Source organism: Sinorhizobium fredii NGR234, from assembly GCF_000018545.1.
Lineage (GTDB): Bacteria > Pseudomonadota > Alphaproteobacteria > Rhizobiales > Rhizobiaceae > Sinorhizobium > Sinorhizobium fredii_A.
The window spans coordinates 1,427,331-1,440,808 of sequence record NC_012586.1; the positions used below are offsets into that span (position 1 = coordinate 1,427,331).

General features: G+C 63.1%; 13 protein-coding genes. 10 read left to right on the forward strand and 3 right to left on the reverse strand.

The window, feature by feature from the left end; translation table 11 throughout:
• The first annotated feature begins 129 nt into the window (after nucleotides 1–129).
• The gene (locus tag NGR_RS06785; protein ID WP_015887512.1) at nucleotides 130–2,031 is read left to right on the forward strand and encodes a potassium transporter Kup; all 1,902 of its coding nucleotides are present in this window, start codon (nucleotides 130–132) and stop codon (nucleotides 2,029–2,031) included.
• A gap of 148 nt (nucleotides 2,032–2,179) precedes the next feature.
• Here NGR_RS06785 and NGR_RS06790 read toward each other — a convergent pair whose 3' ends face one another.
• Complete coding sequence (locus NGR_RS06790; RefSeq protein WP_164923941.1) at nucleotides 2,180–2,377, reverse strand: hypothetical protein; 198 nt, start codon at nucleotides 2,375–2,377, stop codon at nucleotides 2,180–2,182.
• 262 nt (nucleotides 2,378–2,639) lie between these two features.
• Between NGR_RS06790 and NGR_RS06795 the strand changes: the two genes are divergently transcribed.
• Nucleotides 2,640–3,740, forward strand: a complete 1,101-nt coding sequence (locus NGR_RS06795; RefSeq protein WP_164923942.1) for an NAD(P)/FAD-dependent oxidoreductase — start codon at nucleotides 2,640–2,642, stop codon at nucleotides 3,738–3,740.
• Nucleotides 3,741–3,754: 14 nt separating this feature from the next.
• Here NGR_RS06795 and NGR_RS06800 read toward each other — a convergent pair whose 3' ends face one another.
• Both NGR_RS06800 and NGR_RS06805 read right to left on the reverse strand, forming a co-directional pair.
• Nucleotides 3,755–4,504, reverse strand: a complete 750-nt coding sequence (locus tag NGR_RS06800) for an aldolase/citrate lyase family protein (protein ID WP_164923943.1) — start codon at nucleotides 4,502–4,504, stop codon at nucleotides 3,755–3,757.
• Nucleotides 4,505–4,533: 29 nt separating this feature from the next.
• Entirely contained in the window at nucleotides 4,534–5,388 is an 855-nt protein-coding gene (locus tag NGR_RS06805; RefSeq protein WP_015887515.1) for a LysR substrate-binding domain-containing protein, read from the reverse strand.
• Between the two features lie 98 nt (nucleotides 5,389–5,486).
• Between NGR_RS06805 and NGR_RS06810 the strand changes: the two genes are divergently transcribed.
• From NGR_RS06810 to NGR_RS06845, 8 genes are read left to right on the forward strand one after another with little or no spacing between them, the layout of a single operon-like run.
• Nucleotides 5,487–6,371 carry an ABC transporter permease gene (locus NGR_RS06810; protein WP_015887516.1) on the forward strand — a complete coding sequence of 295 codons (885 nt, stop codon included), beginning with the start codon at nucleotides 5,487–5,489 and terminating at the stop codon, nucleotides 6,369–6,371.
• Between the two features lie 9 nt (nucleotides 6,372–6,380).
• Nucleotides 6,381–7,154: an ABC transporter permease gene (locus NGR_RS06815; RefSeq protein ID WP_015887517.1), complete on the forward strand. Its 774-nt coding sequence runs from the start codon at nucleotides 6,381–6,383 to the stop codon at nucleotides 7,152–7,154.
• 20 nt (nucleotides 7,155–7,174) lie between these two features.
• The gene (locus tag NGR_RS06820) at nucleotides 7,175–8,242 is read left to right on the forward strand and encodes an ABC transporter substrate-binding protein (protein WP_015887518.1); all 1,068 of its coding nucleotides are present in this window, start codon (nucleotides 7,175–7,177) and stop codon (nucleotides 8,240–8,242) included.
• 58 nt (nucleotides 8,243–8,300) lie between these two features.
• Nucleotides 8,301–9,332: an ABC transporter ATP-binding protein gene (locus tag NGR_RS06825; protein WP_015887519.1), complete on the forward strand. Its 1,032-nt coding sequence runs from the start codon at nucleotides 8,301–8,303 to the stop codon at nucleotides 9,330–9,332.
• Between the two features lie 10 nt (nucleotides 9,333–9,342).
• A complete protein-coding gene (locus NGR_RS06830; protein WP_015887520.1) occupies nucleotides 9,343–10,515 on the forward strand; it encodes a mandelate racemase/muconate lactonizing enzyme family protein in 1,173 nt (390 codons plus the stop codon).
• On the forward strand, nucleotides 10,512–11,300 hold the full coding sequence (locus NGR_RS06835; RefSeq protein ID WP_015887521.1) for an SDR family NAD(P)-dependent oxidoreductase: 789 nt from the start codon (nucleotides 10,512–10,514) through the stop codon (nucleotides 11,298–11,300). The genes NGR_RS06830 and NGR_RS06835 overlap by 4 nt, the downstream gene beginning before the upstream one ends.
• Nucleotides 11,300–12,052 (forward strand): HpcH/HpaI aldolase family protein, encoded by a 753-nt coding sequence (locus NGR_RS06840; RefSeq protein WP_015887522.1) that lies wholly within the window; start codon nucleotides 11,300–11,302, stop codon nucleotides 12,050–12,052. The genes NGR_RS06835 and NGR_RS06840 overlap by 1 nt, the downstream gene beginning before the upstream one ends.
• Nucleotides 12,049–13,476, forward strand: coding sequence for an aldehyde dehydrogenase family protein (locus NGR_RS06845; protein WP_015887523.1), 1,428 nt, complete (start codon nucleotides 12,049–12,051; stop codon nucleotides 13,474–13,476). The genes NGR_RS06840 and NGR_RS06845 overlap by 4 nt, the downstream gene beginning before the upstream one ends.
• Nucleotides 13,477–13,478 lie beyond the last annotated feature (2 nt).

The window sequence follows — 13,478 nt, forward strand, 5'->3', positions numbered from 1 at the left end:
TATACGAGGATAGAAACTTCTAGGTGTTCCGCGCGTTGCAGAGAAGTTGTCGCCCGCGCGAATGCGAACTGTTCGACAGGCGTGCATCGCGCGTCCTTTACTCCGGGGCCTTTCTGACGTGGAGAATCCATGACCGCCTCCGTCGATCATGTACCGGCACGGGCCAATAGTCTGCGCCAGTTTCTCGGCCTCATGCTTGGGTCCGTGGGAGTCGTCTATGGCGACATTGGCACCAGCCCGCTCTATGCGTTTCGCGAGGCACTGCGCCCCTTTGCCGCGGGCGGCGTCGACCGAGCAGAGATCATCGGCCTCATCTCGTTGGTCATCTGGACGCTGACGATCATCGTGACGATCAAATACGTGATCCTGCTGCTTCGCGCCGACAACAATGGCGAAGGCGGCACTTTGGCCCTTCTTGCGCTGCTGATGAAGAAGGGCACCAAATATCCCGTACTGATGTTCTTTACCGGCATTTTTGGCGCCTCTCTGTTCATCGGTGACGCCATGATCACGCCGGCGCTGTCGGTGCTCTCGGCCGTCGAGGGGCTGAAGCTGGTGACGCCGGATCTGCATAACTACGTGCTGCCGATCTCCGTCGCGATCATGGTGCTGCTGTTTGCCGTCCAGTCACGTGGCACCGGCGCCGTCGCGGTCTTCTTCGGGCCGATCACGCTCATCTGGTTTCTGGTCCTGGGCGCGGCGGGTGTGGCCCATATCGGCGACGACCTGGCGATCCTGGGAGCCTTCAATCCCGTACACGCCGTCGGCTTCCTATGGGATGCCGGCCTGGTCGGCTTCATCGTCCTCGGGGCGGTGTTCCTGACGGTCACGGGGGCGGAAGCTCTCTATGCCGATCTCGGGCACTTCGGACGCGCGCCGATTCAGGCGGCGTGGATTGCGGTGGTGTTTCCGGCCTTGACCTTGAACTATCTCGGCCAGGGCGCGCTGGTGCTGTCGCACCCCGAGGCGATCTCCGACCCATTCTTCTTGATGTTTCCGAAATGGGCCTTGTTGCCGGTGGTCATCCTTGCCACGCTGGCGACGATCATTGCCAGCCAGTCGGTGATAACAGGAGCGTTCTCGCTGGTCCGGCAAGCGATCCATCTCGGGTTCCTGCCACGGTTCGAGATCTGCTACACCTCGGAAACGCATACGGGCCAGATTTACCTGCCGTTGGTCAACACGGCGCTGCTGACCGGCGTCCTGGTTCTCATGTTCGTATTCGGCAGTTCGGAATCTCTCGCTCCGGCCTATGGCGTATCGATCACCGGCGCCATGCTGATCGACACGGTACTTGCTTTCGAGTTCGTTCGCCGCCAGTGGGGCTGGGCGGTCTTGACGGCAGCGGCGGTCCTGCTCCCCTTGTTCTTTTTGGAAATGGTCTTTCTCGGCGCCAACCTCTTCAAGGTTCACCACGGTGGTTACGTGCCGATCCTGTTCGCCGGCACGCTGATCACGATCATGTGGACCTGGCGGAGAGGCGTGGCGCTGTTGCGCGAGAAGACGGCCCGTCTGGAAGTGCCCCTCGACCAGTTCATCGCTGCGATCGAACGAAAGTCCGAGCACGGGCCGGTCGAGGTGCCGGGAACGGCAATTTTCCTGACCGCCACTCCTGATACGACCCCGTCCGTTCTGCTGCACAACATCAAGCACAACCACGTGCTGCACGAGCACAACGTCATCCTGACCATCAAGACGGCGAGGGTACCCTATGTCGGAGAGACGGATCGCTATACGCTGACGAAGCTCTCCGACCGGTTCAGCAAGCTCGAACTGCGATTTGGCTTCATGGACGACCAGAACGTCTCGAGGGCGCTGGCGCGCTGCCGTAAGGAAGGCTTCAAGTTCGAGATCATGTCGACGTCGTTCTATCTCGGCCGGCGTAAGCTTGTGCCGGATCCCGCTTCAGGCATGCCGAGATGGCAGGACAGGTTGTTCATCGCGATGGCGGACTCGGCAATCGACCCGACCGACTACTTCCATCTGCCGGCCAATCGTGTCGTCGAGCTGGGCGAACAGGTGATCATCTAGCTACTGCATGTCTCCTTCAATCGACCTCGATTTAAGGACAAAGACATGCAGCAATTCAAAGTGTTACGGCGACCTTTGCGCGCCTGATGAGGCGCGCGGCGCTGTAGAAGTGCGGGCCGTGGCCTTTGCCCGACAGCCCCGCCGCTCGTCATGATCTTCCGGGTGGTGAGAGCCTCTCTTGCGTCAAAGGTGCATAGACCCTGGCACCCGACGTCTTGTCACCAGCGACGCCGGCCGCCAGCACCAGATAGGCGACGATGAGGCCAACCGACAAGAGCAAGACGCCAACGGCAAAAGCCGACGAAGCCTCGGACTCTTGAGCGTGCCATTCCTTCCTGCTGAACATGGGAACCTCCCATAGAATGGGGAAGTGTGACCGGACGGTTTCGGTGGGGTTAAGAGCATAAAGTTTGCTTTTAAGTGCACCGCCTGCCGCTCGGTCGTCTTCCCATCAAGGCTCGCACAACGGGGCGCATAGTCAAGAATTAGCTATGACCCGAACGGGCGAGAAGGCATGGAAATAACGGGCATTCGCCGTCGGATGGGCCGAGTCTAACGCCGGGAGGTGGCCTAGCGCCCACGGGGCATCCTGTGCTAAAGCGCCTGTTATGTCCGAGGAGCAAGTGGAATGTATCGTCGCGGGGGCGGGCGTGGTCGGGCTTGCCGTTGCGCGCGCCCTGGCGCTGGCGGGTCGCGAGGTGATCATCCTCGAAGCGGCCGATCGCATCGGCAGTGAAACCTCATCGCGTAACAGCGAAGTCATTCACGCCGGGATCTACTATCCCGCGGGCAGTCTGATGGCGCGCCTGTGTGTGGAGGGCAGGGGGCTGCTCTATGCCTATTGCCAGGAGCGCGGCATCCCTCACAGACAATGCGGAAAGCTGATCGTAGCAACCTCTCAATCGGAGCTGGAACAGTTGCCGACGATCGCCGCCAAGGCGGCAAGGAACGGTGTTCCCGATCTCAGGCAAATCTCTGCCTCGCAGGCACGCTCCCTCGAACCGGCGCTCGCTGCGACCGGGGCGCTGCTGTCGCCCTCGACCGGCATCGTCGACAGTCACGCCTATATGCTGTCGCTGCTTGGCGATGCCGAGGACGCCGGCGCGGTTCTCGTTTGCAACAGCCCGGTCGAACGGGGGCGGGTGACCCATCGCGGCGTCGTGGTCGATGTCGGCGGCGCCGAACCAATGAGCCTCGGCTGCCGTCTGTTCGTCAATGCGGCCGGGCTCGCCGCACCCAAGCTGGCGCGCCTGATCGACGGGATGCCACCGGCGCTCGTGCCGAGGGAATACTTCGCGAAGGGGGATTATTTCTCGCTTGTCGGAAAGGCGCCGTTCTCGCGCCTGATCTATCCCGTTCCGGTGAAGGGCGGCTTGGGGATCCACCTGACGCTCGACCTTGCCGGCCAGGCCCGCTTCGGCCCGGACATCGAATGGGTCGACAAGCCGCATTATGATGTCGATCCGGCCAAGGCGGCGCTTTTCTATGCCGGTGTGCGCCGCTATTTCCCTGACCTCAAGGATGGTGCATTGCTGCCCGCTTATTCCGGCATTCGGCCGAAAATAGTGCCTCCCGAGGTCGCCAACCAGGATTTCCTCGTTCAGGGTCCTGCCGTGCATGGCGTACCCGGACTGATCAACCTGTTCGGCATCGAATCGCCCGGCCTTACCGCCTCCCTGGCGCTCGCAAAGCTGGTGGCGGAAGGCTGAGACGCGTTCCGTATTCAGCGCCGACCGGGCAGCGATCCGATCATCGCCGAAAATCCTGCCGAAAGGGCTGACAGTTCGTCACCGACCATGACGAAGCTCGGCGCCAGCGGCAGCGCCGTCTCGCGCAGCCTCGGATTTGCTGCGGGAACAGCCCAGTGCTTTCCGGCGCGGGCGGCGACCGCAGCGATGTGACGAAGATCGGCAAGATCGGCGTCCGTGGCCGTGAACGCACCGCGCCCCCGCGCCACCGAAAGGTCGGCCGGGCCGATGAACAATCCGTCAACGCAGGGCAGCGCTGCGATGGCGGCCGCCTCCTCGAAGGCGGTGGCGGTTTCGATCATCGCATAGCAATGCCGCCGGACGTTCTCCGTCTCGAAGAAGCTGTTCGTTGCACCGGCATAGCGCTGCGTGCGGCCATAGCCGACGCCGCGCGTGCCGAGAGGCGCAAACTTCGCATATTCGCTGACTTCCCGCGCATGCGCCGCATCCCGAAGTTGCGGCAAAACGATCGCGTCCGCACCGATATCCAGCGCATGCTGGATGTTGGGTCGCGTCGCGTCCGCCAGGCGCACATAGGCGGTCAGTCCGATCGACTGACAGAAGGGGAGCAGTCGGTCGAGTGCCGCCAGATCGAGAATGCCGTGCTCCATGTCGAAGAGGACGAGATCGAAACCGGCGAGACGTGCGAGCTCGCAGGCCTTCTGGCTGTCGCTTTCCAGCCAGAAGCCGATTGCAGGGTTGGCGGAGCGGGGTGCGGTGGTCATCGAAAATCCGTCCATGGCTGTGAGTGTGGTCAGGCGATGCTCTTGCGGACATGGGCCGCCAGCGCCTTCGCAACGCTCTCGAAGCCCTTGTCGCGGAAATAGATGACGACGTCGGCGTCGGAGAGCCGGGGCAGACCGGCGTCGCTTCCGAGCACCCGCAGTCCCTCCGTCACTTCCGTCTTGCCCATCACGGTGACGCCGATGCCGGCGATCACCGAGGCGCGAATTCCGGCCATCGTGCTGCTGTTGCAAACGGTCGTGTAGGGTTGCTCCGCCGCCGAAAGCGCCCGGATCGCGGCCTTGCGGTAGAAACACGGATCGGGGAGCGTCACCAAAGGCATCGGCTGGCGCATAGGGCTCGGCACCGCGTTCGACGCGACCCAGACCAATTGCTCCGACCAGAGCGGGATCGAGTTCGGGACCTCCGCCTCCGCCGCGATGACAATAATGTCCAGCCGGCCCTGCAGCATTTCGATCATCAGGCTGTTGCTGAGCTTGACCTGAACCTGGAGGTTGGCCTCGGGGAAGACTTTCGAGAAGGAATGGAGCACCGCCGGGAGACGGTAGTTGCCGAGCTCTTCGAGGATGCCGAGCCGCACGAAGGTCTTGATGCTGGGCAGCGTCACCCGGGCGAGCGCTTCGTCGTGGAGCGCGATGATCTGGCGCGCGTACTCCATCAGCGTCATGCCGACCGGCGTCAGCGGCACCCCGCGCGCGGCGCTGCGCTCGAACACCTGGCCGCCCACCCGCTCTTCCAGCCGTTTGATCTGCAAGCTGATCGCCGGCTGGCTGCGTCCGAGAATTTCCGCGGCCTGCGAGAACCCCCCGGACTGATGAACGGTGGCAAACGCGCGCAGCAGATCGATATCCAGATCACCCGACATCGGTATTTCAATTTCCTATAGAGTTCATAATAACAATAAATTTGCAAAATAGCGTAGCGCTTATTAGGTTGCCAATCAAGATGCGTGGGAGGACGCAAATGGAAACCGCAATAGCCTTGAGGAGAGCAGGCACGCATGGGCAATTGGCTTGCCTGCTGCTTCCGCCGCTGCTGACGCTGCTCATTCTCTTCGTCGCACCGATTTCACTGATGGCCGTCTATGGCTTCTGGGCGATCGACGAGAACTACCTGATCCAGCCGTCGCTTCAACTGACGCAATACGAGAAGATTGCCGGCGATCCGCTCTATCTGGGAACACTGGCTTCATCTGCCGGCATGGCGCTCTTGACGACGATCGGCTCGCTCGCCTTGGCGCTGCCGCTGGCCTACTACATCGTTCGCTTCGTCTCGCCGCGCTGGCGCGTGCTGCTGGTGCTCGCCCTGATCGTGCCCGGCTGGGTGAGCGTGCTTATCCGCACCTACTCCTGGAATCTGGTGATCGGCGAAGCCGGATTGATGAACTGGCTGCTCATGTCGGCAGGCGTGATCGACGAGCCGATCAAGCTCCTCTTCACCAAGACCTCGGTCATCATCGGCCTCATCTACATCTACCTGCCCTATATGCTGGTGCCGATCTACGCTTCGATCGAACGGCTCGACAATTCCGTGCTCGAGGCGGCGGAAAATCTCGGTGCGGACCCGTTCCGGCGCTTCATCTACGTCACCCTGCCGCTGATTGCGCCCGGTATCGTGGCCGGCTGCGTCATCACCTTCATCCCTGCGGTCGGTGAGTATGTCGTTCCCAATATGCTTGGCGGTCTGAAGGGCATGATGTACGGCAACCTGATCACCACCGCCTTCTCGAATTTCGACTGGCCGTTCGGTGCGGCACTGTCGATGGTTCTCCTGGCGAGCATCCTCGCCTGCCTGCTGATCGTTGGCCGTTTCCTCGACGTCAACCGCAGCATGCTCGGTCATGAGTGAGGGCGAACGATGACACGCTGGGTTCTCGGAACTTTCACACTGCTCGTCTACGCAATGGTCTACCTGCCGATCGCCCTGGTGGTGATCACCAGCTTCAACCAGGACACGATCACCACGCTGCCGATCGAGCATCTCGATACGCGCTGGTATGCCGAGCTATTCCAAGACACGAAGACGCTGCAGTCGCTCTGGACGAGCCTGCAGGTCGGGATCGTCTCGACCACTGTCGCGACCATGCTCGGCCTGCTGTCGGCGCTGGCGATCGTGCGGCACGATTTCCGCGGCAAGAGCCTGTTCATGCTGCTGACGGTAATGCCGATGCTGGCGCCGGGCATCATCATGGGCGTGTCGCTTCTGCTCTTCGCCCGCTACATCGGCTTCCAGACCGGCTTCGTCGCCGTCCTGCTCGGGCACGTCCTGTTGTCGCTGCCTTATTGCACCTTCATCCTCATCTCCAGCCTGGCGCGTTTCGACCGCTCGCTGGAGGAGGCGGCGCGCGGGCTCGGCGCCGGCGAACTCTCGGTCCTCTGGCGCGTGACTCTGCCGGGTATCATGCCGGGAATCATTGGTGCCGCGCTCTTCGCCTTCACAATCTCGATCGGCGAGTTCGTCGTCAGCTTCTTCCTGACGTCGGCCGGCACGACGACATTGCCCATCCGGATCTATTCGATCGTCAAGGTGGGCATCACCCCCGAGATCAATGCCGTGTCCACGCTGATCCTTGTGGCAACTCTGCTGCTCAGCGCCACGGCACTCAGTCTCACCTGGTCCAAACGCAACTAGCATCATCACGGGAGGAATGGATGAATAGGCGTCAAATGCTCGCGGCAACGGCCGCAGCCGTAACGATCTGTCTCACCGCCAGCGCAGGCTGGGCGGCGGACAAGAAGATCGGTGGCGAAATCAATGTCTTGAGTTGGGGTAACTATATCGACTTCGCGCTACCTGCCTTCGAGGAGAAATACGGTACGAAGGTCAATATCGACTACTACGCCGACGAAAAGGAGGCGATGAACAAGATCCGCGCCTCCGGCCTCGGCACCTATGACGTCGTGTTCCTCGGCGTCGGCTACGAGGAAGTCGCGAGGAAGCAGCAGCTGATCGATGCGCTCGACGTATCGAAGCTCGAAAACTTCAAGGACATGTATGCACCGTTCCAGAAGCCCAAGGCCGACGGCACCCATGTTCACGTCACCTATTCCTGGGGCGCGAACGGGCTGATCGCCTACGACCCGGCAAAGACCGGCGGCCCGATCAAGTCCTGGAAGGACGTCTATTCCGGAAAGTTCAAGGGACGGATCGGCAAGATCGACAAGGCCAACGAGCAGGCCTACCGGACGGTCTTCCAATCTGGCTTCGAATACGGCGAACTGAGCGACGAGCAGTGGCAGGCAATCGCCAAGACGCTCGAGACCGACATGCCGCATGTCAGGACCGTCTACCAGCATTATGACGAGATGGCCCAGCTTCTCGCAGCCGGCGAGATCTGGATCGCCGACACGGATGACGGCGGCTTCCGGCAGGCCAAGGCCAAGGGGCTCAACATCGAGCTCGCCTATCCCGAGGAGGGCTTCATCGCCTGGTATGACGGGCCGTGCCTCGTCAGCCAGGCGCCGCATCCCGAAGCGGCCTACGCCTTCATCGACCACATGATCTCGCCGGAAGTCCAGGCACAGCTTGGCAAGGAGCTTGGCTATGCGCCGGCCAACCAGAAGGCGGTGGCGCTGATGGATCCGGCGCTCAAGGCGAGCCTCGGCGTCGATCAGGCGGAGGCCAATCTGTCGCGGGTTCAGTTCCAGCGCTCGCTGGGCGCTGCCTACGAGGCGAAGGCGACCGAAGTCTGGCAGAAGGCCAAGGCCCAGGTTCAGTAACAAGCGCGCGGCTGGACGGCACGCGCCGTCCAGCCGCCACGGCTCAGGTGGGAAAACAGTGACCCTCAAGCTTCAAGATATCGAAAAGACCTTCGGCAGCTTCCACGCCGTCAAAGGCGTAAGCTTCTCGCTGGCGCAGGGCGAGGTTTTGAGCCTGCTCGGACCGTCCGGCTGCGGCAAGACGACGACCTTGCGCATGATTGCCGGTTTCGAACAGCCGACGGCCGGGACGATCCTGCTGGCAAATCGGGACATCACGCACACGGCGGCGCGGCACCGCAACATCGGCATGGTCTTCCAATCCTATGCGCTGTTCCCGCATATGAGCGTTGCCGACAACGTTGCCTTCGGCCTGCGCATGCGCGGCATGGCGCGCGCCAAGCGCGACGAACGGGTGAGAACGGCGCTCGACATCGTGCGGATGGGCAAGTTTGCCGAGCGGTCGCCAAAACAGCTCTCCGGCGGCCAGCAGCAGCGCGTCGCCTTGGCACGGGCACTGGCGATCCAACCGGACATCCTGCTGTTGGACGAACCGCTTTCGGCGCTCGATCTGAAGCTGCGCGAGGAGATGCGCGACGAGATCAACCGCATCGTCCGGGAACTGAAGATCACCACAGTCTTCGTCACCCATGACCAGAGCGAAGCGCTCGTCCTCTCCGACTATGTTGCGGTGATGAACGGCGGGGTCGTCGAACAGCTCGATACGCCGACGCGGCTCTACCGCAATCCGGAGACGCCGTTCGTGGCGGATTTCATCGGCGGCGCCAATGTCGTCAAGGGGGCGGTCGCCGCCGACACGTTCAAGGCCAGCGGCGACATCGTCATACCCTTGCCCTGCAGCGCCGACGCGGCGGCGAAGGCCATCGCCATTCGACCGGAAGACATTCGCCTTTCGGCGCCGTCGGCACCGGGTCTCTCCGGCGTCGTCGAGCAGAGCCGCTTCCTCGGCGGCACGACGGAGTATGTCGTCAGGGTTTCCCCGGCGGTGGCTCTGACGGTGCGAAACGAAAGCTACCAGCCGTTCAAGAACGGCGATCGCGTCGGTCTAGAGGTCCAGCCTGAGCGGATCGTCTGCCTGCGTACGAATTGAGTGATCCGACATGAAGATTACCGGGCTTGAGACCTTCTGTCTGGCATACCAGATGCCTTATCCGCTGACCTACCCGCGCGGCGAATACCAGTCGCGCGAGGCGGTGCTGGTCAAGGTGCACACCGACGATCCCGACATTTTCGGTTGGGGCGAGGCGGCGATGTGGGGAGGCCCCTGGGCCACCACGACGACCGTGCTCGAACAACAGATCCAGCCGCTGATCGTCGGCCACGATCCGCGCCGTCCGGAATATCTGTGGGAGAAGGTCTATCAGGAGACATACTATCACGGCCGCAAGGGAATTCTGCTCTCCTGCCTGTCGGCCGTGGACATCGCGCTCTGGGACATTCTCGGCAAGGCAACGGGCGAGCCCGTGTGGCGCCTGCTGGGAGGGTTTGCGCGGCCGCTGCGCGCCTACGCCTCCTCGGGCTATTACCGCCGCGACTATTCGATCAACGACCTTGCCGAGGACGTCGCCAAGGCGCGGTCGACCGGCTATCGCGGCTACAAGATGAAGGTCGGCAATATCGCCTCGGCGGTGCATGCCGGCGTTCTCGACGAAACGCCGCATCGCGTTTCGATTGCCCGCGACCTCGCAAGAGTGCGTGCGGCACGCGACGCGCTGGGTGGCGACCTCGATCTGATGTGCGATGCGACGACCTCGCTCGATGCCCGCACCGCAATGACCTATGCCGACGAATTCGAGCGGATCGGCGTTCGCTGGTTCGAGGAGCCGACGCAGCCGGAGAACATTGCCGGCTGCGCCGAGCTCGCACGTCGGACCCGCATTCCGATCGCCGGCTTCGAAACCGAGACCAACAAGTTCAATTTTGCCGCGATGATGGATGCCGGCGCCATCCAGATGGTCCAGCCTGATGTCATTCAGGTCGGCGGCATTACCGAGGCACGCAAGATCGCCGCCTACGCGCAGATGCGCCACCTCGGCTTCTCCAGCAAGAACTACAGCACCGCCGTCAGTCTCGCGGCATGTCTCAACCTTCTCTACGCGCTGCCGAACGCTGACTACTTCGAGTGCGACATGGATCCGTCACCGTGGCGGGAAGAGTTCCTGCGCGCGCCGCTGTTCACATTCGACGGTGGCATGGTCGAACCCTTTGAACGGCCCGGCCTCGGGCTCGACATCGATGAAGCCGCATTGTCGGCATGGCGGGTATCCCAATGACTGCAAATACATTCGACACGACACTTTTCCGTGGCAAGGTGGCCCTGGTGACCGGTGCTGCGGGCGGCATCGGCGCCGCGATCGCCGGCGCCTTCGCCGACCTCGGCGCTCATGTCATCGTCCAGGACATCGACGCAGGCCGGCTATCTCGACGCGCATCCGAGCTTTCCCGCGATGATCACAAAATAACCGCCATCGGCGGAGACCTTTCGATCCCCGGCACGGCGGACACGGTGTTCGACCGGGCGCTGGCCACCCATGATCGGGTGGATTTCCTGGTCAACAACGCCGGGCGCTCCTGGGGTGTCGCCACCGACCAGATCACCGCCGAGCGCACCGACGAACTGATGGAGCTGAACTTCAACAGCGTGCTCTGGCTGTCGAAACGCTTCATCGCCCACGCCCGGACGCACGGCGAGGGCGGCTCCATCATCCAGGTCTCCTCGACCGCCGGCATCACCGGCTTTCAGCGCCGGGCAGTCTACTGCGCCACGAAATTCGGCGTCATCGGGCTGACCAAAGTCCTGGCGCTCGACCACGCCCGCGACAATATCCGGGTCAATGCGATCCTGCCGCATGTCGTCGAGACCGACATGTTCCGCACGGTCGCAACCCCCCAGGACGCCGCCACATGGCGCGCCGCGATCCCGATGGGCCGCTTCGCGCAAGTGGAGGATGTCGCCAATCTTGCGATATTCCTTTGTTCACCGGCTGCGAGCTATCTAACAGGCGGGCTTTACCCGGTCGATGGCGGCGCCATGGCCGGATCCTTTGGAGGCGAATGATGACCGTAATACGCATGGCAAGCCGGCACACCGAACTCGCTTTCTGGCTGATGACACCGAACGAGAATGCCTGCGAGATCGCATCGATCCTCGGCTACGGCACTGTCATCATCGACATGGAGCACGGCACCTTCGAGCCCTCGACCGCGGCGCGCAGCATCACGATCGCCAAGGCTTTCGGCATGACCGTCTATACGCGCGTCGCCAGCGCCGAACGCGTCCCTATCCAGCATGCACTCGACTTCGGCAGCGACGGCGTGATCCTGCCGCAGATCGAGGGCGTCGAGCATGCGCGGGCGGCCACGGCCTTCGCCAAGTTCCCGCCGCTCGGCGTGCGCGGTTTCGGGGGCGGCAAGACCGTCAACTACATGCCGGCGCCGCGCCACTTCGTCGAGGCGGAGAACCGCCGGACCAAATGCTGGGTGATGATCGAAACCGCGCAGGCGCTGGAGGAGGTCGAGAAGATCGCCGGGCTCGCCGCGGTCGATGGACTCTTCATCGGGCCGAACGATCTTTCGCTGGCGCGCGGACGCGGCGAATATCTCGCCGACGGCAGCGATCACGACGATATCACGCGTATCGCTCGCGCCGCCCAGGCGCATGACAAGCCCTGGGCGATGCCGGTGTTGAGCAAGCTCGATCGCGATCTGGCACGCAGCCTCAACATCGCCTTCATGGCCACCACCGACGACCTCACGGCGCTGCGCGACGGTCTTGCCGTCGGATTGCAGATGGTGGAGGAACCGCGTTGACGACCGTTCTGATCAACGGCGCTTGGGAAGTCGGCGAGAACGCCGGCCTGCCCGTGGTCGATCCGGCGACCGAGCGCGAAATCTGCAGCGTTCCGAGCGCCAGCGAGGACCAGGTGCGCCGCGCGGTCGAAGCCGCGGCTGCAGCACAGCCGGCCTGGGCGGCGCTCGAGCCCTGGCGACGGGCGGATGCGCTGCGCGCAATGGCCGCCTGCCTTTCGCAGAACAGGCAGGAGCTTGCCGAACTCATCAGTGCGGAAGTCGGCAAGCCGCTGCGCAAGGCGGGCGAGGATGTCGACAACGCGGCGGTCTATCTCGACTACATGGCCCAATGGGACCGGCGTATCGAGGGCGAGATCGTGCCTGCGGACAATCGCGACGAGACGATCCTCCTGACACGCGTACCGGTCGGCGTCGTTGCGGCGATCACCGCCTGGAACTATCCGCTGGATCTTTTCATCCGCAAGGCGGCACCGGCCCTCCTTACCGGCAACACCATGGTGGTGAAGCCGACCGAGGTCACCCCCCTTGCCACGATCCGGGCGATCGAGCTCATTTCCGAGCAGAAATGCGTGCCCGACGGCGTCCTGAACCTCGTCACCGGCGGCGGCGCGGTCGGCGCCCGGCTCTGCGCGCATCCGCTCGTCAACATGATCACGATGACCGGCCACCGCGACACCGGCAAGAGGATCATGGCCGGCGCCGCGATGACGCTCGCGCGTGTTTCGCTCGAGCTCGGCGGCAGTGCGCCGGCGATCGTCTGGAAGGACGCCGATCTCGACCTCGCCGCCGACGCCATCGCCTTTGCCAGCTTCGAGAACAGCGGCCAGGTCTGCACCTCGTCGGAGCGGATCCTGGTGCACCGGGACGTGCATGACGATTTCGTCGAGCGCCTGGTCGAACGCGCCAACCGCCTGAAGGTCGGCGGCGCGCGCGAGAACGTCGATCTCGGCCCGCTGGTCAACCGGGTCCAGTTCCAAAAGGTGTCCGAAGCGATCGACGTCGCCAGGGCAGAAGGCGGGACGTTGCGATGCGGCGGCCATGGTCTCCCCTCGCTGCCCGCGACCGGCTATTGGGTGCGGCCAACGGTGATGACCGACGTCACCCCGGAGATGTCGATCTTCAAGGATGAAACCTTCGGGCCGATCGCCCCGGTCATCCGCATCGACAGCTTCGAGGAGGCGATCCGCCTTGCCAACGCCACCCGCTACGGCCTATCCGCCTTCCTGTTCAGCAATGATTACCGGCTGATCATGCGCGCGCAGAGCGAGCTTCGTTTCGGGGAGATCTACGTCAACCGGACGATGGGCGAGGCGCTGCAGGGTTTTCACAACGGCCACCAGGAATCCGGCATCGGCGGCGAGGACGGCAAGCACGGCGTGCTGAAGTATACCCAGATCCGCACCGTCTACCATCGTTACGGCTAGAG